This is a genomic window from Vibrio sp. 1CM7H (assembly GCF_023161645.1).
GTDB classification, from domain to species: domain Bacteria; phylum Pseudomonadota; class Gammaproteobacteria; order Enterobacterales; family Vibrionaceae; genus Vibrio; species Vibrio diabolicus.
Map to the genome: position 1 here is coordinate 339,822 of NZ_JALNTV010000003.1, position 22,617 is coordinate 362,438.

Sequence of the window (22,617 nt, forward strand, 5' to 3'; positions counted from 1 at the left end):
CCAGAAGAATGCTTCTTCTACCCTACAATGAGTCGTTGCAACTAGAATTCGTCATGCTGAATTGCTGTGCGAAAAACCGTGCTGAATTGAATGGTCCGTATACAGTTGCGTCTGCCAAACAGATGTTTGAGAAAATACTGGATGATGAGAACATTTATAGTATGGCAGTGCTAGAGAGCACCAGTCGTGACTATATGGGGCACGTGTTCATTGCTAATCTCGATTCCGAACCTGAATTAGGGTTTATTTTTGATAAATCATATTGGGGTAAAGGGTTAGCAACAGAAGCACTAAAAGCATTTTTCCCCAAAGCGTGCCGTGAGTTGGGCTTGAATAAGGTGAAAGCTAACGTGAATAGCAATCATCAAGCTTCTATGGCGGTACTGAAAAAGCTGGGATTTGTTAAAACAAAAGAAAGTAAGGATGTATATGGTCCTTACTTTGAAATGGAATTTACAAGCGATGCGGTGGTAGGTGAAAGTTCTGCGGCCTGAAACCGACCATGGTTAACTCTCCTTGGTAGCAATCGTCACCAAGAGATGAAAACTCAAATTGATACACCGTATGCCAACGCCAGACTCCGTCTGGCGTTTTTAGTTTATGGGCACCAAAGGCGATGCTGATTAATTGGAGATCCAATTGCTCACATTTACGCGTGATGGCCGCTTTTGCGAGTTCGGCTTGGCGACGCTGTTGCCAAAACAGGTAACAGAAAAAGCAGAGCCCTAAAATTGCTAAAAGATCACCAATCATTCCTGAACCTTTCTTAGCTTTTTGTTGCTTGTTGTAAGCTTACTAGCGCATTTGCTAGTTCCTCTGATGGGTTTGAATGCAGCAAAGGCAATAACACCATTCTTAACTCTGGCAGCATCACTAAATCGGCAAATAACTGATTAAATAGGGCTTGATTACCGGTTTGAGCTAAACGCAGCAAAAACTGTTCTGCTACCTTTTCATTGGCGAGTAAGTGCCAAGCGCGACCCGCCACACCAATCAATACCTCCTGATGGCTTAAACGAGGGCTATGCAATATCGCATCTAATACTGGAGAGGCAATGGCTGTTGGTGCGCCAGCCAAAGCTCGGATAAGTGCTGAAAGTAGGAATAGATCAGGTTCGCTACTTGCGATTTCTTGCTGTGCCTTTTCCGCGATACGTTCTGCTAAACGCTCTTGAAGCTCTACATGCTCAAGCGCACCTAATAGTGCATAAAGTGGCTCATTTGGTAGGTGGTTCAACGCTTTGCGTATCATTACCCCGTTTTGCTCTTTGTCCAGGCGAGCGGCTATGTCTGTGATACCTTGCAGACCTACAGTTTGCCAATTATCCCAGCCTAAACCTCCAGAGAAGTAATGCTGGGTATGCTCGTAATATTGGCTGGTAGGAAGATTGAGGTTTGCGCGGACCTGGCTATGAAACACGGCCATTTTATCTTCGGAAGGTTTGAAAGTGTATGGGTTGTTAGACAGCTTTTGTTGTTGCTCTTCAGTGATATCAGCATTGAGGCGTGTTCCCATAGCCTCCACGACGTATTTAATGAAATTGCCGATATCCGCTTGCTTTAACAAACCGCGCTCGTCCAATTCAAACTTTAGAAACCAAATCCAAGGTTGCTTTTGTTCATTCCAATAAGCGATGGCAAGGTGTGCTTTACGCTGCATTGGGAATGGGTACGGTGCTTGACCTTTTTCTACATCGGCAAACTCTTTCTTAGCGATGGTTTTGATACGGCGACCAAGATCGAAGATTTGATAATCACAGTGGCTGTTGTTCAACAGTTGAGTGAGGGTTTGAATGTTTTCCATTAAATACGACGTCCTAACGTTCTTTTCACAAGAAATGGTATCATTCTCGGCTAATTCAAGGTTCGAGATAGAATTAATGGTAACAAATACTCAATTGGTCGACTTACTTCACCAACTTGAAACGCAGCTTAGAGAGCATAAATTGTGGCAATACACTATGCCTTCAGAGCAAGCCTTACAAAGTGCGGAGCCATTTGCGATTGATACATTGCATCCTCATGAGTGGTTGCAGTGGATTTTTATAGCCAGAATGCACGCACTAGTGAAAAATAACCAACCACTGCCAAGAGGGTTTTCTCTCGAGCCCTATTTTTCAGAAGCGTGGAAGCAGGAACCGCAGTTCGCCGAGCTGCTCGTTACAATCCGAACCATTGACGAACTGTGTAAGTAAACGAATGCTAGAACAAGAACTAACGCGATCTTCAGAACCAGTTGAGCTGGAGATCGTTTATCAGGATGAATATTTTGTAGCGGTCAACAAGCCTGCAGGCATGTTAGTGCATCGCAGTTGGTTAGATAAACACGAAACTCAGTTTGTCATGCAAACTTTGCGTGACCAAATTGGTCAGCATGTGTTCCCATTGCATCGTCTGGATCGTCCAACATCTGGTGTGCTTGTGTTTGCGTTGTCGAGTGAAGTCGCATCACAAGTCATGCCGATGTTTGCTGAACATAAAATGGAAAAGACATACCACGCAATAGTACGCGGTTGGATTGAGGAAGAGGGCGTCTTGGATTACGCGCTCAAAGTCGAGTTAGACAAGATTGCGGATAAGTTCGCTTCACAAGAAAAAGAAGCGCAAGAAGCGGTGACGGAATATAAGCCGTTGGCTAAAGTGGAAGTTCCCTATTCGACGGGTAAATTTCCTACAACGCGTTATTGCTTAGTTGAGATGAAACCTAAAACGGGGCGTAAGCACCAACTTCGTCGTCATATGGCACATCTACGCCATCCGATCGTGGGTGATACAACGCACGGGGATGGAAAGCACAACAAGCTTTATCGCACAGAGTTTGATGCTCACCGCTTGCTACTGCACGCTTCAGAGTTACGGTTTGTCCACCCATTTACCGATCAAGAGGTTGTCATGACGGCCAATATTGATGAAACTTGGCAGCAATTGTTTACTCGTTTTGAGTGGGATGAATCAATGATCAACCGATAATCGGCTTAGCTAGATCTAGATAATTGAATACAAATAAAAAGGGTTAGCATCAATGCTAACCCTTTTTTAATATTTAAGACTTAACGTTTTACTTTAGTTTTTCGAGATCTGCTTCGATCTCTGCGATCTTGCTCGAAACGACTTTTTCTAAATGACGAAGGTCTGAGAGAATTTTCTCTTTTACATCAACCTCAGGTTGTTTTGTTGGCTTAGTGATTTTATTCAGTTCATCAATGACCAATGTGAGGTTACGGTTGATTTCCGTTACTTCTTTATATTTGTGACTGCCACTGTCCACAAGAACATTTTTGATTTGACGCGGGTATTTGAATTTAACGCTTTTGGCGAACAGCTCGCCTTTTTGCTTGTGGAAATAGATCTTGAGTACGTCTTTGTGTGCTTCTTGGCGTAGGGAATAACGTTCAATCTGCTTGGGGTCGTGAATACCCAAACCAGTGAGGTGGGGATACATAGGCTACCTCTATTACATCGAATTGATATTGATATAACTGTAGCAGCCTATGTATGAGCTAGATAGCTGATATTTAGCCAAAATGCTTAACTTGTGGGCAAGATCGCTCTCGCCCTGAACCGAAAAGATTGGCAGGTTTGATCTAAGCAGCGACCTCATCAGATAACTTTTCGATCAATCTCTCTCTTAGCTCATCCTGTTGTTCTTCACTTAATCTTCCCCCTGCATCACTGGTTAAAATAAACAAGTCTTCTGCTCGCTCACCAATGGTGGTGATTTTTGCACCATGAAGGTTGATATTTAAATCAGCAAATGTACGGCCTACTTTGGCCAACAGCCCTGGTGTGTCTAGCGCGACAAACTCCATTAAAGTGTGTTTTTTACCTTTGGTTGGTAAGAAGTCGACTTTGGTTTTCACATTAAAGTGCTGAAGTTTGTTCGGAGTACGGCGCGTTTTAATCTTGGTTGGTCGGCCAGCCTCCAGTACATGGGTGAGGTGTTTAATCACCGCGGCGTGACGAGACTCATCAATCGCTTCGCCATGTTGATCGAGAACCATAAAGGTATCAATCACGTGCCCATCTTTGCTGGTCATGATTTGCGCGTCGTGTACATTAAAATTACGCCTATCTAACTCCGCCACGACCGTCGCAAATAAAGCTGGCTGGTCTTTCGTATATACAAACACCTCAGTGCCGCCACGAGTGGCTTTTTTACTGATCAACACCAAAGGCTTAGTCGGATCTTCCATGCGAAGTAAGTGTTCGCAGTGCCACGCGATTTGCGTATGAGTATGACGAAGGAAATAGTCAGCTTTAAAGCGCTGCCACAATACTTCAATTTCGCGCGCGGCAAAGCCCTCTTTACGTAGCATTGCGGAGGCCATTTGTTGGTTGTGGCGAATTCGCTCACGCACATCGACAGGATTCTCTAACCCTCTACGTAAAGCACGTTGTGTAGAGTAATACAGCTCTGCGAGTAAGGTTCGTTTCCAAGCATTCCAAAGTTCTGGGTTGGTTGCACAAATATCTGCAACTGTCAGGCACACAAGATAATCGAGAGATTCTTCGTCTCTGACTTTTTTGGCAAATTCGGTAATCACATCGGGATCATAAATGTCTCGGCGCTGTGCGGTGACGGACATTAATAGATGATGCCTTACCAACCAAGCGACAAGTTTGGCCTCGGGCTTTGATAAGCCATGCTCAATACAGAAGTCGTAAGCCTCACCTTCGCCTATAACAGAGTGATCGCCGCCACGTCCTTTACCGATATCGTGGAAAATAGCGGCAATAATCAGCAGTTCTTTCTTTTGCATCCGTGGGTAGACGTCACAACAAATAGGGTGCTTCGCATGATTGTCTGGGTCACTGAAGGTATTAATGTGTTTCAGTAAGCGAATACTGTGCTCATCAACCGTGTAGGCGTGGAATAAGTCAAACTGCATTTGACCAACTATTTGGCTCCATTGCGGTAAATAGGCCGCCATAACCCCTAATCGGTGCATTAGGCTGAATGCTTTATGCAGAGCATTAGGGTGACGACATAACGCCATGAATTTTTCACGCGCAGCAGGAATGGTGTGCAAAAATTTGTTGAGTCGACGGCGAGCGGTGCGCAGTTGACGCAGCGTTGGTGGGCTCACCCCTTCAATGGTTGAGTCGTTCGCGATATGTAAGAACATATCCAGAATAGTTTCTGGGCGAGCTTGAAACAATGCGGGTTTCCGCGCTTCAATCAAAGAGCCACGACGTTGGAAGTCGGCATCGAGAATCTCGGCACTTTCTGTCGCCCCACCATTAATGATCGCTTGATCAAAAAGTTTGAGTAGCATTTTATTGAGCTCTGCCACACGACGAAGTGTGCGGTAGAACTCTTTCATCATCATTTCTACGCCTCGGTTGCCTTCACCGACGTAGCCTAGATTTTCCGCAACTTGTGCTTGATGGGCAAAGGTCAAACGGTTGTCATAGCGGCGAAGCTCCATGTGCAGAGCAAAACGCACTCGCCAAAGGAAGTCCTGACATTCAACCAATTCTCGGTATTCTGCGTCAGTTAAAAATCCGTATCGGCTCATTTCCAGCAATGACGTGGCACCAAAGTGACGTCGGGCGACCCAGCTTAATGTATGAATATCGCGCAGCCCGCCAGGGGTCGACTTAATGTCTGGTTCTAAGTTGTAGGTTGTATCATGGTAACGCGCATGGCGTTCTCTCTGCTCTTGAATTTTAGCGCGATAAAACGTTTCACTTGGCCAAAAGGAGTCTGATAATACGACTTTCTTCAGTGCCTGAAAGGTATCCTCGCTGCCACACAGTAGACGCGCTTCTTGAAGGTTTGTCGCGACGGTCAGATCGGCTTTACCAATTTCCGCACATTCGTTAACGGTGCGAACAGCGTGTCCGACCTCGAGTTTTAAATCCCACAACAGCGTAATGAATTCGCTGATTTTTGCTTCTAGCGCGGTCGGCAGCTTATTGTTCGACAGAATCAAAATATCGATATCGGAGAGCGGATGCAGCTCGCCACGCCCATAGCCACCCACGGCAACTAGGGAAATGTTGTAAATATCTTTGAAGCCAAAATGTTGCCACAAACGATTCAGAAGCAGATCCATGTATTCTGCCCTGGCTAAAACCAAGCTTGTTACCGGATGATGATTGAGAAACTCTTGGTTTTGATCGGAGCTAAATTTCTCTAACTCTTGTTTGAGCTCTCCGATATTGATTTGTTCATCGGAAAAGGTAAGAGGGGACTGAAGTGTCATATTTGCCATCCGTGCAAGCTAATCTAGTTACAATCTAACAAATTTGTGGCAGATAAAAAATATCCCCGCCGAAGCAGGGATATAGTAAACAACGAGTGGTCGTCAGCTTTACGCGTTTTTCATTAGGCGAGGAATTGTATCGTCGCTACGAAGCGTCAGTACTTCACAACCTTCTTTTGTTACAACAATGGTATGTTCCCATTGCGCAGAGTTCTTGCCGTCGCCTGTGTAAACGGTCCAATCGTCTTGAGCGTCAACAGAGCAACCAAATTTACCTGCGTTAATCATCGGCTCAATAGTAAAGCACATGCCTTCTTTTAGTACGCGGCGGTCTTTGTTCTTGTAATGAACCACTTGTGGTTCTTCATGGAACTCATCGCCGATACCGTGGCCACAGAAGTCTTTCACAATAGAAAACTTGTTGCGAGGGTTGTTTTTGTTGTTCTCTTTGATGTATTTCTCGATAGCCGTACCGATGTCACCAACCGTTGAACCTGGCTTAACGGTACGCATACCAACATACAGTGCTTCTTGAGCTACCATGCACAGACGTTTGTTTGCAGGTGAAACATCACCGACTAGGAACATCTTAGAAGTGTCACCATGGTAACCCTGAGGACGCACGCTCAGATCGGCATTCTCATCATTTGGAACGATTACGGTAATATCAACGTTTAAGATGTCGCCATCTTTTAGTACCGCTGGCTTCATTTGACCGTTGCTACCGATTTCGTCTTTTTCTGCTGGAATACCGTGGCATACGATATGGTTGATTGAAGTACAAATCGACTTAGGGAAACCATGGTAATCAAGCGGAGCAGAGTATGCGCCTTTTTCTAGAGCGTACTCATGACAGATTTTGTTCAACTCTTCTGTCGTCACACCAACTTTGATGTGTGGTTCGATCATTTCTAGAATCTCTGCGGCCAGCTTGCCCGCAATGCGCATGCGTTCTATTTCTTCAGCAGTTTTAATCTTGATTGACATTGGCTTTCTCTACTTATTCCTAAGCACGTAAACGTGCGAATGGCCGCATTCTATCAGACATCGGGGCGTTAACCCAAGTTAGATAGGAATATGCATCATTCTTAATTCGATCGTATGTTTAAAGTTTTGCTTATAAATAGGAGAAAGTGGCACGGTGAAGAAATAATTTTTACTAGCCACAGTGAGCTAAAATATGGTATAAAGCGCGCCGGAATAGAGGACTGTTCTCTTCGTTTAGCAAAGCTAAGCGGCGAAGCAAGCTTCATCCGAATAACCTTTTATCTTTAAATCACACACATTCCGTCACATATTCCGGGGTGCTGAGCAGAAGCTTGGTCGGAGTTATGGGGAATGTGGAGGCCTAACCCCATAGAGGAATTTAAAATGGCAACTGTATCAATGCGCGATATGCTAAAAGCTGGTGTTCACTTCGGTCACCAGACTCGTTACTGGAACCCAAAAATGAAGCCATTCATCTTTGGCGCTCGTAACAAAGTTCATATCATCAACCTAGAAAAAACTGTACCAATGTTCAACGACGCTCTAGCTGAACTAGCTAAAGTTGGCGAGAAGAAAGGTAAAGTTCTATTCGTAGGTACTAAGCGCGCTGCATCTGAAGCTGTTAAAGAAGCTGCAATCGCAAGCAACCAGTTTTACGTAAACAACCGCTGGTTAGGCGGTATGCTTACAAACTACAAAACAGTTCGTCAGTCTATCAAGCGTCTAAAAGATCTAGAGACTCAATCTCAAGACGGTACTTTTGACAAACTAACTAAGAAAGAAGCTCTAATGCGTACTCGCGAAATGGAGAAGCTAGAGAAATCTCTTGGTGGTATCAAAGACATGGGCGGCCTACCAGACGCTCTATTCGTAATCGACGCTGATCACGAACACATTGCAATTAAAGAAGCTAACAACCTAGGTATTCCAGTATACGCTGTGGTAGATACTAACTCTAACCCAGACGGCGTTGACTACGTAATCCCAGGTAACGACGACGCGATCCGCGCTGTACAGCTATACCTGAACGCTGCTGCTTCAGCAGTATCTGAAGGTCGTAACAAAGACGTAGCTGCAGTTGCTGAAAAAGACGGTTTCGTAGAAGCTGAATAATAGCGGCTCTGTGTCACACTTGGTCTATGTGAAACCTTTGTGTAGCATAAACTAAGTTATAGTTAGCAATGGGGGCCGACAATGTTAGGCCCCTGTTTTTTACCTTATTTCGAATCAAACGAGGAATACAGAATGGCAACTGTAACTGCTGCTCTAGTTAAAGAACTTCGCGAGCGTACTGGCGCTGGCATGATGGAATGTAAGAAAGCGCTTGTAGAAGCAAACGCTGACATCGAACTAGCAATTGAAAACATGCGTAAATCTGGCGCAGCGAAAGCAGCTAAGAAAGCTGGTAACGTTGCAGCTGAAGGCGCAATCATCATCAAAGAAGAAAACGGCGTTGCTGTTCTTCTTGAAGTTAACTGCCAAACTGACTTCGTTGCTAAAGACGGTAACTTCACTGCATTCGCAGAAGAAGTTGCAGCTGCAGCTCTAGCTTCAAAAGCGACTGTTGAAGAGCTACAAGCACAATTCGAAGACGCACGTGTAGCTCTTGTAGCTAAAATCGGTGAAAACATCACTATCCGTCGCGTAGAATACGTTCAAGGCACTGCAATTGCTTCTTACCGTCACGGTGAGAAAATCGGTGTTGTTGTTGCTGGTGAAGGCGACGCAGAAACTCTTAAGCACGTTGCAATGCACGTTGCTGCTTCTAAGCCTGAGTTCGTTAACCCAGAAGACGTACCAGCTGACGTAGTAGAAAAAGAGAAAGCGGTTCAAGTTGAAATCGCAATGAACGAAGGCAAGCCTGCAGAAATCGCTGAGAAGATGGTTGTTGGCCGCATGAAGAAATTCACTGGCGAGATCTCTCTAACAGGTCAAGCTTTCATCATGGAACCTAAGAAAACTGTAGGTGAAATGCTGAAAGAAAAAGGCGCTTCAGTTTCTACATTCGTTCGCCTAGAAGTAGGTGAAGGTATCGAGAAGAAAGAAGAAATGAGCTTCGCTGAAGAAGTTGCTGCAGCTCAAAAAGGTTAATCCTTAGAGACTGTATAAAGATTAGACCGTAGCCTTGGCTGCGGTCTTTTTATGAGCAGTGAACGATTAGCCGTGATGAATAGCCATAACTGAATTTGTGTCTATTCATGACTGTTAATCAACAACTCTCTTTGGAAGGTAAACTCCATGACTACGAACCCTAAACCAGCGTATCAACGTATTCTATTAAAACTGAGTGGTGAAGCTCTTCAAGGTGAAGACGGTTTTGGTATTGATCCTGCGGTCCTTGATCGCATGGCACAAGAAGTTAAAGAACTGGTTGAACTGGGTGTTCAGGTTGGTGTAGTTATCGGTGGCGGTAACTTGTTCCGTGGTGCAGGCCTTGCTGAAGCTGGTATGAACCGCGTAGTTGGTGACCACATGGGTATGCTTGCTACAGTAATGAATGGCCTAGCGATGCGCGATGCTCTTCACCGTGCATACGTGAATGCGCGCGTTATGTCTGCCATTCCTCTAAAAGGCGTATGTGACGACTATAATTGGGCTGATGCGATCCGTGAGCTTCGCCAAGGCCGTGTTGTCATCTTCTCTGCTGGTACGGGTAACCCGTTCTTTACAACGGATTCTGCTGCTTGCCTACGTGGTATTGAAATCGAAGCGGATGTTGTACTAAAAGCGACGAAAGTTGATGGTGTATTTACTGCTGACCCTGTAGCAAACCCAGACGCAGAGCTGTATGATAAGCTATCTTACGCAGAAGTTCTGGATAAAGAGCTGAAAGTGATGGACTTGGCGGCGTTTACGCTAGCTCGTGACCACAAAATGCCAATCCGCGTATTTAACATGAACAAGCCAGGCGCACTACGTCGCGTGGTTATGGGCGAAGCAGAAGGCACGCTAATCAACGAATAAGCTTGTCCCAAGGTGCCACCCAAAGCGTTAGGGTGGCGTTTGCTTTGCTCAACCGTTTTAGGCTTTCTTCAGGAAAGATGACATTTTTAAGGTGAAACTGTGATTAACGAAATCAAAAAAGACGCGCAAGAGCGCATGGATAAAAGCGTTGAAGCGCTTAAGAACAACCTTTCTAAAATTCGTACAGGTCGTGCACACCCAAGCCTACTATCTGGTATTTCTGTAGAATACTACGGTGCAGCAACACCTCTAAACCAAGTAGCAAACGTTATTGCTGAAGATGCACGTACACTTGCAATCACGGTTTTCGATAAAGAGCTGACTCCGAAAGTAGAAAAAGCGATCATGACGTCTGATCTTGGTCTAAATCCTATGTCTGCTGGTACTATCATCCGTGTTCCACTTCCACCACTAACGGAAGAGCGTCGTAAAGACCTAGTTAAGATTGTTCGTGGTGAAGCTGAAGGTGGTCGTGTTGCTGTTCGTAACATCCGTCGTGACGCAAACAACGATCTAAAAGCGCTTCTAAAAGATAAAGAAATCTCTGAAGATGAAGATCGTAAAGCACAAGACGAAATTCAAAAACTAACTGACGTTGCAGTTAAGAAGATCGATGAAGTTCTTGCTGCAAAAGAAAAAGAGTTGATGGAAGTTTAATACTCCCACACACATCACTGTTGGAAAACGCTGTGCTCACAGCTCAGCGTTTTTTTATGTTAGTCTATCCAACTGATGGAACTCAATTAACTCCCTATGCAAAATTCTCAAGCCTTCTCTGATTCCCTTCCTAAGCATATTGCCATCATTATGGACGGTAATGGCCGTTGGGCTAAGTCCAAAGGAAAACCTCGCGTATTTGGTCACAAAAAAGGCGTTAATGCCGTTCGTAAGACCGTGGCTGCTGCTTCAAAGCTTGGCATTAAAGCCATGACGCTATTTGCTTTTAGTAGTGAAAACTGGCGTCGTCCGGAGGAAGAAGTGGGTCTTTTGATGGAACTGTTTATCACGGTCCTGTCTAGTGAAGTAAAAAAACTACACAAAAATAATTTACGGTTGCGCGTGATCGGTGATACCAGTCGATTTAGTGAGCGTCTACAAAAGAAGATTGTAGAAGCTGAAAATCTAACGGCAGGTAACACGGGGATGGTGATCAACATTGCAGCCAATTATGGCGGTAAGTGGGACATCACAGAAGCGGCCAAAACGTTAGCGTTAAAAGCACGTAACGGTGAGATTCGTGTAGAGGATATCAATGAGCAGCTAATCACTGAGCATTTGACCATGGCAGACTTACCTGAAGTGGATCTTTTGATTCGTACCAGTGGAGAGTGTCGCATCAGCAACTTTATGTTGTGGCAAATGGCTTATGCAGAAATGTACTTTACACCCGAGTATTGGCCGGAATTCGACGAAGACAGCTTAGTTGAAGCTGTAACTTGGTTTATCAATCGAGAACGTCGTTTTGGCTGTACAGGTGAACAAATAAAGGCATTGATGGCAGCTCAATAAGGACTAGTTAGTTTGAAACAGAGAATAATAACAGCACTAATTTTAGCTCCCCTGGTTATTTTAGGCATTTTTAAATTACCCCTAATGGGCTTTATTGCCGCTTTAACTGCAATTACCCTATTAGGTTTTTGGGAGTGGACTCAATTTACAGGAAGCAACTCTCGCTTTGCTGCCCTCGTTCCGGCAGTCATTGTTACCGGACTTAGTTTTCTATATATTTCGCCTGACGCACATAGCCTCAACCATTTAGCAACGCCTCATTATGTTGTGCTGGGCCTTGGTTTTGTTTGGTGGATTATTGCTAGCTTAATGGCGATTACTTATCCCAAAACGACGAAATCTTGGCAAAATAATTTTGTTTTACGCCATGTGTTTGGTTTTCTGACATTAATTCCATTCCTTTGGAGTGTAGTTATTCTTAGAGCTCATGACATTACGGTAGATCCATACCACGGAGCAAAGCTCGTGCTATACGTTTGTTTCTTGGTATGGGCTGCAGATAGCGGTGCTTACTTTGCAGGCAAAAGCTTAGGCAAACGTAAGATGGCGCCACATGTCAGTCCGAATAAAACCATTGAAGGGCTTATTGGCGGCATTATCACGGCATTGATCGTGGCGTGGGCATTTGCTGATTGGTTCGATATTCAGTTCACCAGTCCCGTCCATATGGTGTTGATTACGTTGGTTACTGTCGTTATATCAGTGCTCGGCGATCTGGTGGAAAGTATGTTCAAGCGTGTCTCAGGCATTAAAGACAGCAGCAACATTATCCCAGGACATGGCGGTGTGCTCGATCGTATTGACAGCCTAACCGCAGCATTCCCAGTTTTTGCTCTTCTTTACTACGTATTCTAATTTATCAGGAGCGGCATTGTCGCTCCTGAGCTTTCTAACGGTCTTACAACATGCAAAAGTTAACGATTCTTGGTGCTACTGGATCCATTGGTGCAAGCACGCTTAAAGTGGTCGAACAAAACCCAGAGCTGTTTTCTGTCGTTGCCTTAGCGGCAAGCACCAACGTTGAAAAGATGATCGGGCTATGTCGTCAGTGGCAACCTAAATACGCGGTCATGGCGGACAAAGCCGCAGCGGTTCAACTCCAATCTGAGTTACATTTGGTTTCTCCAAACACCGAAGTATTAGGTGGTGTGGATGCTCTATGCCATATTGCTTCATTGGACGAAGTTGACAGTGTGATGGCTGCTATTGTCGGAGCGGCTGGTCTACTGCCTACCATGGCTGCTGTGAAAGCTGGTAAGCGAGTATTGTTGGCAAATAAAGAAGCACTGGTCATGTCAGGCCAGTTATTTATTGATGCCGTAGAAGAGTTTGGTGCGGAGCTACTTCCCGTCGATAGTGAACACAATGCTATTTTCCAGTGCTTACCACAACAAGTACAAACCAATTTAGGTCGTTGTAATTTACAAGAACATGGCATTTCTCATATTTTGCTGACTGGTTCTGGTGGTCCTTTCCGTTACACTGATACCGCAGAACTGGAAAAGGTGACTCCTGAGCAGGCGATCGCCCATCCGAACTGGTCGATGGGACCAAAGATTTCCGTTGACTCAGCCACGATGATGAACAAAGGCTTAGAGTATATCGAAGCTAAATGGTTGTTTAATGCGGCTCGCGAGCAGCTAAAGGTTATTATTCATCCGCAGTCTGTTATTCATTCAATGGTTCAATACCGCGATGGTTCGGTTTTGGCACAAATGGGTGAGCCGGATATGGCGACCCCTATTGCACTGACTATGTCATACCCATCAAGAGTTGAAGCTGGAGTTAAGCCACTAGACTTCACGAAAATTGGCGAATTGACGTTTTTGCAACCTGATTTTGCTCGTTACCCATGTTTAAAACTAGCAATTGACGCTTGTTATGAAGGTCAACATGCAACAACGGCACTGAATGCAGCGAATGAAGTCGCTGTTGATGCATTTTTAAATAACAGCCTAGGTTTTACGGATATCGCTCGCATCAATGAGTCTGTGTTGAATAAAATCAATGCAAGCTGCAAAGCTGAGAATGCGAATAGCTTGGAAAGCTTGTTAGAGCTAGATAGAATGGCACGAACTATTGCCCTAGAAACCATACGCGAGCGTATCTGATGACTGGTATATTGTGGAATCTCATTTCTTTTATCGTCGCACTGGGCATTCTTGTCGCTGTGCACGAGTTTGGGCACTTTTGGGTTGCTCGCCGTTGCGGCGTGAAAGTTGAAAAGTTTTCAATCGGTTTCGGTAAGTCTATCTGGAGTAAGGTAGGCAAAGACGGAACGGAGTACAGCATCTCAATGATCCCTCTCGGCGGCTATGTAAAAATGGTTGATAGCCGTGTTGATGAGGTGCCAGAACATGAGAAGCACTTAGCGTTTGATAAGAAGCCGCTATGGAAGCGAACCTCTATTGTTGCGGCAGGCCCTATCTTTAACTTCCTTTTCGCAATCTTCGCCTATTGGCTCGTATTTCTTATTGGTATCCCAGCAGTTAAGCCAGTAATTGGTGAAGTTACGCCCAATTCGATCGTCGCAGAAGCCGGAATTGAATCTGGAATGGAACTTAAATCGATATCTGGTATCAAAACTCCGGATTGGGAATCGGTAAATATGGGATTGATTTCTCATATTGGCGATGATTTGATGACAGTAACACTGACGTCAGCGAATGAAGTTGGTTCAGAAGTAACGAAAACGCTCGATCTGCGCGAATGGGAGTTCGACCCTGAAACTCAGTCTGCGATGCAGTCATTAGGTTTTGCGCCGTATACACCGGAGGTGTATCGCGTTATCGAACAGGTTTCGCAAGGTGGAGCGGCGGAAAAAGCAGGTGTGCTTCCAGGTGATGAGATTGTCGCTATTGGTGAACAACGCATCACGGAGTGGAAGCAAGTTGTTGAAGCGGTTCGCTCTAATCCTGATACACCGATTGAATTAACGGTATTGCGTCAGGGCTATGAGCAAACATTAACGCTGACGCCTGGTAGCCGTGAGCTAGCTAACAAAGAAGTCGTTGGTTTTGCAGGTATTGCACCTAAAGTCGCAGAATGGCCAGAAAGTTATCGCTTCGACCTTCAGTTTGGTGTATTCGAGTCAGTAGGTAAGGCGGTAGACAAAACCGGCCAAGTCATTGGCTTGACAATCAGCATGCTTAAGAAACTGATTGTTGGTGACGTTGGTCTGAATAATCTGAGTGGTCCAATATCAATAGCCAAAGGCGCAGGTGCGACGGCTGATTATGGCTTGGTCTACTTTTTAGGTTTTCTCGCTCTAATTAGTGTTAACCTAGGTATTATTAATCTCGTTCCTTTACCAATGTTGGATGGCGGTCATTTGTTGTTTTTTGCAATTGAAGCAGTCATTCGACGTCCCGTTCCTGAGAGAGTGCAGGAAATGGGCTTTAGAATTGGTGGTGCGATCATCTTCTCGCTCATGGCGTTAGCGCTATTTAATGATTTTACTCGTCTGTGATAGATAGTTCAGAGACAAAAGCAGTAGCAAGGAATAATTAGAACAAGTATGGCGATTAAGCGAATTCTATTTGCAAGTTTACTGGCGACCAGTGTATCTGCAAATGGAGCAGAGAACTTCGTAGTTCAAGATATTGAAATCGATGGATTGCAGCGTGTAGCACTGGGTGCTGCGTTGTTGAAAATGCCTGTACGTGTCGGTGATACCATTGGCCAAGGCGATGTTGCAGAGATTATCCGTGCACTGTATGCATCTGGTAACTTTGAAGATGTGAAAGTGTTACGTGACGGCGGCGTTCTGATGGTTCAAGTCAAAGAGCGTCCTACTATTGCCAGCATCTCATTTTCTGGTAACAAAGCAATCAAAGACGAGCAGCTACAGGAAAACCTGAACGCATCTGGCGTTCGTGAAGGTGAAGCGCTTGACCGCACCACGCTAAGCAACATTGAAAAAGGCTTAGAAGACTTTTATTACAGCGTAGGTAAATACAACGCCACAGTAAAAGCGGTGGTGACTCCACTGCCACGTAATCGTTCTGACCTAAAGTTTGTCTTTACTGAAGGCGTGTCGGCAAAAATTCAGCAAATCAATTTTATCGGCAATGAAGTTTTCAGCGATGAGGACCTTCTTTCTCGTTTTAACTTGAATGTTGATGTGCCGTGGTGGAATTTCCTGTCTGACGAAAAGTATCAAAAGCAAGTCCTTGCAGGTGATATTGAAGCACTCAAATCATTCTACCTGGATCGTGGTTACTTAAAATTTAACGTTGATTCGACACAAGTTGCAATCTCTCCTGACAAGAAAGGGGTATACATTACTCTTGGTCTAGAAGAGGGCGAGGTTTACACCGTTAAGGACGTGAAGTTCCGTGGTGACTTGATCGGTGAGGAAGCGACGTTCGAAAGACTTGTGCCATTTGAAGACAATGAGACATACAACGGCTCGTTGGTCACTTCAATGGAAGAGGGTATTAAACGTGTGCTTGGTGAGTCCGGCTACGCTTATCCACAAGTGAATACCATTCCTGAGTTTGACGACGAGAATCAAGAAGTTTCTTTGGTCGTTAACGTCGATCCAGGTAACCGTATTTACGTACGTGATATCCGCTTCACGGGTAACAACTCAACCAAAGATGAAGTCCTTCGTCGTGAAATGCGTCAGATGGAAGGCAGTTGGTTGAACTCGAAATCGATTGAAACGGGTAAAACTCGTCTAAATCGTTTGGGCTACTTTGAAAATGTTGAAGTACAGACGGTTCGAGTTCCTGGTAGTGATGATCAAGTTGACCTAGTTTACTCTGTCAAAGAAGCGAACTCTGGTAGCGTTAACTTCGGTGTTGGCTACGGTACAGAATCGGGTGTGAGCTTCCAGGTTGGCCTGCAACAAGATAACTTTATTGGTAGCGGTAACCGTGTTGGTATCAACGCGATGATGAATGACTACCAGAAAAACATCAGTCTAGATTACCGAGACCCGTACTGGAACTTAGACGGTGTAAGCTTGGGTGGTAAGGTTTTCTATAACGAATTTGAAGCTAAAGAAGCCAATATCGTTGACTATACCAACGAAAGCTATGGCGCGAGCTTAACGTGGGGCTTCCCATTCGATGAGTTGAACCGTTTTGAATTCGGTGTCGGTTATACGCACAACAAGATCGGTAACTTATCGCCTTACTTGCAGGTAGAGCAGTTCTTAGAAGCGCAAAAAGATAATATAGATTCAAGTGGGGCATTGAATACGAACGACTTCGACTTCAATATCTCTTGGACACGTAATAACTTAAACCGTGGTTACTTCCCAACGGCAGGTAACCACCAACGTGCATTCTATAAAATGACCGTACCTGGCTCTGACGTTCAATACTTTAAACTGCAGTACGATGTTCGCCAGTATGTACCATTAACTAAAAAGCATGAGTTTACCCTCTTGTTCCGTGGCCGCTTGGGTTACGGTAATGGTTACGGTCAAACGGATGGTAACGATAACTTGTTCCCATTCTACGAAAACTACTACGCAGGTGGCTTTACATCGCTTCGTGGCTTTGGCTCAAACTCTGTTGGCCCTAAAGCGGTTTACCGCGATACATCCGGCTCTAACAATGGTACAGATATTGCGACAGATGATTCAGTGGGTGGTAACGCAGTCGCATTAGCAAGTATTGAGTTGATCGTTCCAACGCCGTTCGCATCAGAGGAAGTACAAAACCAAATTCGTACCAGTATCTTCTTTGATATGGCAAGTGTTTGGGATACCGAGTTTGATTATCGAGAAAATAGCAACATTTCGGGTGCTAACTACTACTACGATTACTCAGATCCAACCAACTACCGCTCTTCTTACGGTGCGGCGTTGCAGTGGATGTCTCCAATGGGGCCACTAGTATTCTCACTAGCGAAACCAATTAAGAAATTTGATGGCGATGATGAAGAGTTCTTCACATTCACTATCGGTAGAACTTTCTAAAGAGGAAAATATTTTGAATAAAATGATCAAAGCGGCTGGGATTGGCCTTCTTGTACTGAGCTCTTCAATGTTTGCAAATGCGGCAGAAGCTGCACAGAAAATTGCTTATGTAAATACAGCTCAAGTTTTCCAAGCTCTTCCTCAACGTGAAGTTGTACTACAAAAAATGCAGAAAGACTTCAAAAGCAAAGCTGATGAACTGAAGTCAATCCAAGCACAAGCTAAAACAAAGATTGAGAAGCTACAACGTGACGGCGAGCTTTTGGGTCAAGACGAAGTTGAAAAGCTACGTATCGATATCGCGAAGCTAGACAGCGAGTACAAAGTGAAAGCACAAGCACTTGAAAAAGCAAGTTCGCGTCGTGAAGCTGAAGAAAAAGCGAAGCTTTTCAAAACGATTCAAGATGCAGTTAAGAAAGTCGCAGACAAAAATGGTTACGATCTTGTGATTGATATCTCTGCTTTGCAGTACGGCAAGCCAGAATACAATATCTCTGAAGACGTAATTAAAGCTCTAAAATAAGAAGTTATGAAGACATTAACATTAGCCGAATTGGCGACAATTACCGGGGGTGAGCTGTTTGGTGACGAGTCTCTCGTTGTAAGCCGTGTTGCCCCAATGGATAAAGCACAAGAAGGTGATGTAACCTTCTTGTCTAACCCAAAATACGCAAAACACCTTTCTGAGTGCCAAGCTACCGTTGTTATGGTAAAGGCTGAGCATAAAGAGCAATGCGTTGGAAACGCGCTAGTGGTTTCGGACCCTTATGTCGCATTTGCTCGTGTGGTCCAAGCGATGGATACCACACCAAAACCGGCAGACGATATTGCACCAAGTGCTGTGATTGCCGCTGACGTTAAGATGGGTGAGAACGTTACAATCGGCGCTAACGCCGTGATTGAAACGGGCGTGGAACTCGGCGACAACGTAAGCGTTGGCGCTGGTTGTTTTATCGGTAAGAACGCCAAGCTAGGGAATAACACCAAGCTTTGGGCTAATGTCACTATCTATCATGAAGTGTCATTGGGTGATGACTGTCTTGTTCAATCGGGCACCGTCATTGGCTCTGATGGCTTCGGTTATGCGAATGACAAAGGCGAGTGGATTAAAATTCCTCAGCTTGGTTCAGTGCGTATCGGTAACCGCGTTGAGATTGGTGCTTGTACTACGATTGACCGCGGTGCACTCGAAGATACTATCATTGAAGACAATGTCATTCTGGATAACCAACTTCAAATCGCGCACAACGTGCAGATCGGATATGGTACCGTGATGCCTGGTGGTACTATTGTCGCGGGCAGTACAAAAATTGGTAAGTACTGCCAGATTGGCGGCGCGTCTGTTCTGAATGGCCATATCACTATCGCAGATGGTGTGGCGATTACAGGTATGGGCATGGTAATGCGCAGTATCGAAGAAAAAGGCCTTTACTCATCAGGTATTCCACTACAAACGAACAGAGAGTGGCGTAAAACTGCAACTCGAGTTCACCGTATTGATGAGATGAATAAGCGCCTAAAAGCGGTTGAAAAACAGCTGGAACAGAAAGAAGAAATTTAGAACAAGTTATCTTTCGCTCTGTATTTAACGTGAAAGCTAACAGGCTCTAGTTCCATATTCTGTACGAAGACTCGCGAAATGCGGGTCTTTTTCTTCTATAATGACGCGCTCTAAGTAGATTTAACTCCAAGATGGTGCGTATTTTGCTAGTATATTGCAAAGCGATTCGGCTTTACGACCTGTTGCCACGTTTGCCATCTTGGCGGCAAAAAATTGATATAGGAAGACGACTTTGACTACTGAAAAGAAAACGATGAACATCTCTGAAATTCAAGAGCTACTACCTCATCGCTACCCATTCTTATTGATCGACCGAGTGATAGACTTCCAAGAAGAGAAGTACCTTCACGCGATTAAAAACGTGTCGGTTAACGAACCTCAGTTCACAGGTCACTTTCCTCAACTACCAGTATTCCCAGGTGTTTTGATTTTAGAAGCAATGGCTCAGGCAACAGGCTTACTTGCATTTAAATCATTTGGTGCACCAACAGAAAATGAACTGTACTACTTTGCAAGCGTAGACGGCGCGAAATTCCGTAAACCAGTGGTTCCGGGCGACCAATTGGTTGTTGAGGTAGAATTTCTGAAAGAACGTCGCGGCATTGCTGCATTTAGCGGTGTAGCAAAAGTTGACGGCGAAGTGGTATGTTCTGCAGAACTGAAGTGTGCTCGTCGAGAGTTTTAATATGATTCATGAAACCGCTAAAATCCACCCGGCAGCGGTGGTAGAAGAGGGCGCCAAAATTGGTGCTAACGTAACAGTAGGTCCTTTTACGTACATCACCTCTACGGTTGAAATTGGTGAAGGCACAGATGTGATGTCTCACGTTGTGATCAAAGGTCACACGACTATTGGCAAAGATAACCGTATTTTCCCGCATGCTGTCATTGGCGAAGAAAACCAAGACAAAAAATACGGTGGTGAAGACACAACTGTGGTTATCGGTGATCGTAACGTCATTCGTGAAGCGGTCCAAGTTCACCGCGGCACAGTGCAGGACAAAGCAACCACGATCATTGGTGATGATAACTTATTGTGTGTGAATGCACACGTTGCGCATGATGTTGTTATTGGTAACCACACTCATATCGGTAATAACTCGATTCTTGGTGGTCACGTTACTGTTGATGATTATGCTGGTGTGATGGCACTGTCTGCGATTCACCCGTTTTGTACAGTGGGCGCTTACGCGTACATTGGCGGCTGCTCAGCAGTGGTGCAAGATGTCCCTGCTTACGTACTCGCGCAAGGCAACCACGCGACTCCTTTCGGCTTGAACCTTGTTGGCTTGAAGCGTAACGGCTTTGAGAAACCAGAGATTCGTGCGCTGCAAAAAGCGTATAAAGAAATCTATCGTTCAGGTAAGACGCTAGAAGAAGTGAAGCCTATTCTGGCTGAAATGGCTCAAGAGTGGCCGGCTGTGAAGCGTTTCTCAGATATTCTGGAAACGACGGAACGTGGCATTATTCGTTAATTGGCGAATGAACCAATAAATAAAAAGATCGTGACCGAATTTGAGGTTACGATCTTTTTGTGTTTTATGGATAAGGCAAACCGTTATCCATAGCGCACAGGAAAAATAGCGAAGTAGATATGGAAAGACCATTACGTATTGGCATCATTGCCGGAGAATTGTCTGGCGATACGCTAGGTGAAGGCTTTATCAAAGCAGTAAAGCAGCAATATCCAGACGCAGAGTTCGTAGGCATTGGCGGTCCGAAAATGATAGCCCAAGGTTGCGAGTCTCTGTTTGATATGGAAGAGCTTGCGGTGATGGGGTTAGTCGAGGTTTTAGGCCGCTTACCGAGACTTCTTAAAGTGAAAGCTGAGCTCGTTCAGTATTTTACTCAGAATCCGCCTGATGTTTTCATCGGGATCGATGCTCCTGACTTCAACTTACGCCTAGAGCTTGACCTCAAGCAAGCGGGCATTAAAACCGTTCATTACGTGAGTCCGTCTGTTTGGGCTTGGCGTCAGAAGCGCATCTTTAAAATAGAAGCGGCAACGAACTTGGTGCTAGCATTTCTTCCGTTTGAGAAAGCGTTCTACGACAAATTTAATGTACCTTGCGAGTTCATTGGTCATACCTTGGCTGATTCCATCCCACTAGAATCAGAACAAGCGCCTGCACGTGAGTTGCTTGGTTTAGAACAAGATAAAAAGTGGCTTGCTGTCCTGCCAGGCAGTCGTGGTAGCGAGTTAAAAATGCTCTCTGAGCCATTTATTGAAACCTGCAAGTTACTCCATAAAAAATTTCCAGAACTGGGGTTTGTTGTCGCGCTTGTTAATCAAAAACGCCGTGAGCAGTTTGAACAAGCCTGGAAAGAACTCGCACCAGAGTTGGACTTCAAGTTAGTTGATGACACCGCACGCAACGTCATCACCGCATCCGATGCCGTGATGCTGGCCTCTGGTACCGTAGCGTTGGAGTGTATGCTTCTCAAGCGTCCAATGGTGGTGGGTTATCGTGTGAATGCATTTACTGCTTTCTTAGCTAAACGTCTATTGAAAACGAAGTATGTGTCATTGCCGAATATCTTAGCGGATGATGAGCTCGTCAAAGAATATCTACAAGATGAGTGCACACCAGACAATTTGTTTACTGAGGTTTCTCGCTTATTGGAAAGCGACAATAAACTGATGTTAGATAAGTTTACGGAAATGCATCATTGGATTCGTAAAGATGCGGACCAACAAGCCGCAAACGCGGTTCTAAAACTGATTGAAAAATAGAGATTTATCATGGCTGTTAAACCAAAAGCGACCAAAACCAAAGTTGAACTCCCTCCGTTTGAATATCCGCAAGGTTACCAGCTTGTGGCCGGAGTCGACGAGGTCGGACGTGGCCCTTTGGTGGGAGACGTCGTCACCGCTGCGGTTATCCTTGATCCTAACAATCCTATTGAAGGGTTGAACGATTCGAAAAAATTGACCGAAAAGAAACGCATGGCGCTGCTTCCTGAAATCAAAGAAAAAGCATTGGCGTGGGCGGTCGGGCGTTGTTCTCCTGAAGAAATCGATCAACTGAATATTTTGCAGGCGACTATGGTTGCGATGCAGCGTGCAGTGGCGGGGTTACAGGTTCAACCTGATTTGGTGTTGATTGATGGTAACCGTTGTCCGGAGTTGCCAATGGATGCTCAAGCTGTAGTAAAAGGCGATCTACGTGTTGCCGAAATCAGTGCGGCTTCAATTATTGCCAAAGTCGTGCGTGACCAAGAGATGGAAGAGTTGGATAAACTTCATCCACAATTTGGCTTCGCGAAGCACAAAGGTTACCCAACTAAAGCGCACTTTGAAGCGATTGAGCAACACGGAGTGATCAGTGAACACCGCAAGAGTTTCAAGCCAGTAAAAAAAGCGTTAGGCATAGAATAATCAAACGATCTAATTGGTGTTATAAACCCAACCTCTTTAGGTTAGAATCCCCAACAAAATAGAGTTACACGGTACC

At 44.9% G+C, this 22,617-nt stretch carries 23 protein-coding genes; 18 read left to right on the forward strand and 5 right to left on the reverse strand.

The genetic code is table 11. The annotated features are described in order from the left end of the window. Positions 1-8: 8 nt before the first annotated feature. Entirely contained in the window at positions 9-494 is a 486-nt protein-coding gene (locus tag MSG33_RS13635; protein ID WP_025768243.1) for a GNAT family N-acetyltransferase, read from the forward strand. Here the strand turns inward: MSG33_RS13635 and MSG33_RS13640 are convergent. Together MSG33_RS13640 and MSG33_RS13645 are read right to left on the reverse strand one after the other, a co-directional pair. Beyond that, on the reverse strand, positions 454-753 hold the full coding sequence (locus MSG33_RS13640) for a DUF3301 domain-containing protein (RefSeq protein WP_005380315.1): 300 nt from the start codon (positions 751-753) through the stop codon (positions 454-456). The two genes, MSG33_RS13635 and MSG33_RS13640, sit on opposite strands and share 41 nt — an antisense overlap. A gap of 13 nt (positions 754-766) precedes the next feature. Continuing rightward, complete coding sequence (locus tag MSG33_RS13645; RefSeq protein ID WP_248381286.1) at positions 767-1,804, reverse strand: DUF3549 family protein; 1,038 nt, start codon at positions 1,802-1,804, stop codon at positions 767-769. Positions 1,805-1,880: 76 nt separating this feature from the next. Here MSG33_RS13645 and MSG33_RS13650 point away from each other — a divergent pair, with 76 nt between their 5' ends. Then, complete coding sequence (locus tag MSG33_RS13650; protein ID WP_042521408.1) at positions 1,881-2,195, forward strand: YqcC family protein; 315 nt, start codon at positions 1,881-1,883, stop codon at positions 2,193-2,195. A gap of 4 nt (positions 2,196-2,199) precedes the next feature. Next, positions 2,200-2,970, forward strand: a complete 771-nt coding sequence (truC, locus tag MSG33_RS13655) for a tRNA pseudouridine(65) synthase TruC (protein ID WP_248381287.1) — start codon at positions 2,200-2,202, stop codon at positions 2,968-2,970. Positions 2,971-3,058: 88 nt separating this feature from the next. On the opposite strand, the gene MSG33_RS13660 is transcribed toward truC, so the two are convergent. The 3 genes from MSG33_RS13660 to map form a co-directional block, all read right to left on the reverse strand. After that, the gene (locus MSG33_RS13660; protein WP_005380322.1) at positions 3,059-3,442 is read right to left on the reverse strand and encodes a DUF3461 family protein; all 384 of its coding nucleotides are present in this window, start codon (positions 3,440-3,442) and stop codon (positions 3,059-3,061) included. Between the two features lie 142 nt (positions 3,443-3,584). Then, positions 3,585-6,209, reverse strand: a complete 2,625-nt coding sequence (glnD, locus tag MSG33_RS13665; RefSeq protein ID WP_085344087.1) for a bifunctional uridylyltransferase/uridylyl-removing protein GlnD — start codon at positions 6,207-6,209, stop codon at positions 3,585-3,587. Between the two features lie 108 nt (positions 6,210-6,317). Continuing rightward, positions 6,318-7,196 (reverse strand): type I methionyl aminopeptidase, encoded by an 879-nt coding sequence (map, locus tag MSG33_RS13670; RefSeq protein WP_005380326.1) that lies wholly within the window; start codon positions 7,194-7,196, stop codon positions 6,318-6,320. Between the two features lie 384 nt (positions 7,197-7,580). Here map and rpsB point away from each other — a divergent pair, with 384 nt between their 5' ends. The 15 genes from rpsB to rnhB all read left to right on the forward strand — a co-directional run bounded on the left by rpsB (position 7,581) and on the right by rnhB (position 22,541). Continuing rightward, positions 7,581-8,309 (forward strand): 30S ribosomal protein S2, encoded by a 729-nt coding sequence (rpsB, locus tag MSG33_RS13675; protein ID WP_012841501.1) that lies wholly within the window; start codon positions 7,581-7,583, stop codon positions 8,307-8,309. 132 nt (positions 8,310-8,441) lie between these two features. Then, entirely contained in the window at positions 8,442-9,287 is an 846-nt protein-coding gene (gene tsf, locus MSG33_RS13680; RefSeq protein WP_012841502.1) for a translation elongation factor Ts, read from the forward strand. Between the two features lie 147 nt (positions 9,288-9,434). Next, entirely contained in the window at positions 9,435-10,160 is a 726-nt protein-coding gene (gene pyrH, locus MSG33_RS13685) for a UMP kinase (RefSeq protein ID WP_005380329.1), read from the forward strand. A gap of 99 nt (positions 10,161-10,259) precedes the next feature. Continuing rightward, complete coding sequence (gene frr / locus MSG33_RS13690; RefSeq protein ID WP_005380330.1) at positions 10,260-10,817, forward strand: ribosome recycling factor; 558 nt, start codon at positions 10,260-10,262, stop codon at positions 10,815-10,817. 96 nt (positions 10,818-10,913) lie between these two features. Next, complete coding sequence (locus tag MSG33_RS13695; protein ID WP_006741661.1) at positions 10,914-11,669, forward strand: isoprenyl transferase; 756 nt, start codon at positions 10,914-10,916, stop codon at positions 11,667-11,669. 12 nt (positions 11,670-11,681) lie between these two features. Beyond that, positions 11,682-12,524: a phosphatidate cytidylyltransferase gene (locus MSG33_RS13700; RefSeq protein ID WP_046875500.1), complete on the forward strand. Its 843-nt coding sequence runs from the start codon at positions 11,682-11,684 to the stop codon at positions 12,522-12,524. Between the two features lie 50 nt (positions 12,525-12,574). Then, on the forward strand, positions 12,575-13,780 hold the full coding sequence (gene ispC / locus MSG33_RS13705; RefSeq protein ID WP_248381288.1) for a 1-deoxy-D-xylulose-5-phosphate reductoisomerase: 1,206 nt from the start codon (positions 12,575-12,577) through the stop codon (positions 13,778-13,780). Continuing rightward, positions 13,780-15,138, forward strand: a complete 1,359-nt coding sequence (rseP, locus tag MSG33_RS13710; RefSeq protein WP_085344093.1) for a sigma E protease regulator RseP — start codon at positions 13,780-13,782, stop codon at positions 15,136-15,138. The genes ispC and rseP overlap by 1 nt, the downstream gene beginning before the upstream one ends. A 48-nt stretch (positions 15,139-15,186) precedes the next feature. Further along, positions 15,187-17,601, forward strand: coding sequence for an outer membrane protein assembly factor BamA (gene bamA, locus MSG33_RS13715; protein WP_047008880.1), 2,415 nt, complete (start codon positions 15,187-15,189; stop codon positions 17,599-17,601). Positions 17,602-17,614: 13 nt separating this feature from the next. Beyond that, positions 17,615-18,124, forward strand: coding sequence for an OmpH family outer membrane protein (locus tag MSG33_RS13720; RefSeq protein ID WP_248381289.1), 510 nt, complete (start codon positions 17,615-17,617; stop codon positions 18,122-18,124). Between the two features lie 6 nt (positions 18,125-18,130). After that, entirely contained in the window at positions 18,131-19,162 is a 1,032-nt protein-coding gene (lpxD, locus tag MSG33_RS13725; protein ID WP_065645509.1) for a UDP-3-O-(3-hydroxymyristoyl)glucosamine N-acyltransferase, read from the forward strand. A gap of 232 nt (positions 19,163-19,394) precedes the next feature. After that, positions 19,395-19,847: a 3-hydroxyacyl-ACP dehydratase FabZ gene (gene fabZ, locus MSG33_RS13730; RefSeq protein ID WP_248381290.1), complete on the forward strand. Its 453-nt coding sequence runs from the start codon at positions 19,395-19,397 to the stop codon at positions 19,845-19,847. Between the two features lies 1 nt (position 19,848). Beyond that, on the forward strand, positions 19,849-20,637 hold the full coding sequence (gene lpxA / locus MSG33_RS13735; protein ID WP_248381291.1) for an acyl-ACP--UDP-N-acetylglucosamine O-acyltransferase: 789 nt from the start codon (positions 19,849-19,851) through the stop codon (positions 20,635-20,637). A 119-nt stretch (positions 20,638-20,756) separates the two neighbouring features. Beyond that, positions 20,757-21,896 carry a lipid-A-disaccharide synthase gene (lpxB, locus tag MSG33_RS13740; RefSeq protein ID WP_047008877.1) on the forward strand — a complete coding sequence of 380 codons (1,140 nt, stop codon included), beginning with the start codon at positions 20,757-20,759 and terminating at the stop codon, positions 21,894-21,896. A 9-nt stretch (positions 21,897-21,905) separates the two neighbouring features. Then, positions 21,906-22,541 carry a ribonuclease HII gene (gene rnhB, locus MSG33_RS13745; protein ID WP_005380361.1) on the forward strand — a complete coding sequence of 212 codons (636 nt, stop codon included), beginning with the start codon at positions 21,906-21,908 and terminating at the stop codon, positions 22,539-22,541. The last annotated feature ends 76 nt before the right edge of the window (positions 22,542-22,617 follow it).

Excerpts from the sequence above, each read along its gene's own strand:
- MSG33_RS13635 (WP_025768243.1), top strand. The coding sequence starts at position 9 with ATGCTTCTTCTACCCTACAATGAGTCGTTGCAACTAGAATTCGTCATG.
- MSG33_RS13640 (WP_005380315.1), bottom strand. The coding sequence starts at position 753 with ATGATTGGTGATCTTTTAGCAATTTTAGGGCTCTGCTTTTTCTGTTAC.
- MSG33_RS13645 (WP_248381286.1), bottom strand. The coding sequence starts at position 1,804 with ATGGAAAACATTCAAACCCTCACTCAACTGTTGAACAACAGCCACTGT.
- MSG33_RS13650 (WP_042521408.1), top strand. The coding sequence starts at position 1,881 with ATGGTAACAAATACTCAATTGGTCGACTTACTTCACCAACTTGAAACG.
- truC (WP_248381287.1), top strand. The coding sequence starts at position 2,200 with ATGCTAGAACAAGAACTAACGCGATCTTCAGAACCAGTTGAGCTGGAG.
- MSG33_RS13660 (WP_005380322.1), bottom strand. The coding sequence starts at position 3,442 with ATGTATCCCCACCTCACTGGTTTGGGTATTCACGACCCCAAGCAGATT.
- glnD (WP_085344087.1), bottom strand. The coding sequence starts at position 6,209 with ATGACACTTCAGTCCCCTCTTACCTTTTCCGATGAACAAATCAATATC.
- map (WP_005380326.1), bottom strand. The coding sequence starts at position 7,196 with ATGTCAATCAAGATTAAAACTGCTGAAGAAATAGAACGCATGCGCATT.
- rpsB (WP_012841501.1), top strand. The coding sequence starts at position 7,581 with ATGGCAACTGTATCAATGCGCGATATGCTAAAAGCTGGTGTTCACTTC.
- tsf (WP_012841502.1), top strand. The coding sequence starts at position 8,442 with ATGGCAACTGTAACTGCTGCTCTAGTTAAAGAACTTCGCGAGCGTACT.
- pyrH (WP_005380329.1), top strand. The coding sequence starts at position 9,435 with ATGACTACGAACCCTAAACCAGCGTATCAACGTATTCTATTAAAACTG.
- MSG33_RS13695 (WP_006741661.1), top strand. The coding sequence starts at position 10,914 with ATGCAAAATTCTCAAGCCTTCTCTGATTCCCTTCCTAAGCATATTGCC.
- ispC (WP_248381288.1), top strand. The coding sequence starts at position 12,575 with ATGCAAAAGTTAACGATTCTTGGTGCTACTGGATCCATTGGTGCAAGC.
- rseP (WP_085344093.1), top strand. The coding sequence starts at position 13,780 with ATGACTGGTATATTGTGGAATCTCATTTCTTTTATCGTCGCACTGGGC.
- bamA (WP_047008880.1), top strand. The coding sequence starts at position 15,187 with ATGGCGATTAAGCGAATTCTATTTGCAAGTTTACTGGCGACCAGTGTA.
- lpxD (WP_065645509.1), top strand. The coding sequence starts at position 18,131 with ATGAAGACATTAACATTAGCCGAATTGGCGACAATTACCGGGGGTGAG.
- lpxA (WP_248381291.1), top strand. The coding sequence starts at position 19,849 with ATGATTCATGAAACCGCTAAAATCCACCCGGCAGCGGTGGTAGAAGAG.
- lpxB (WP_047008877.1), top strand. The coding sequence starts at position 20,757 with ATGGAAAGACCATTACGTATTGGCATCATTGCCGGAGAATTGTCTGGC.
- rnhB (WP_005380361.1), top strand. The coding sequence starts at position 21,906 with ATGGCTGTTAAACCAAAAGCGACCAAAACCAAAGTTGAACTCCCTCCG.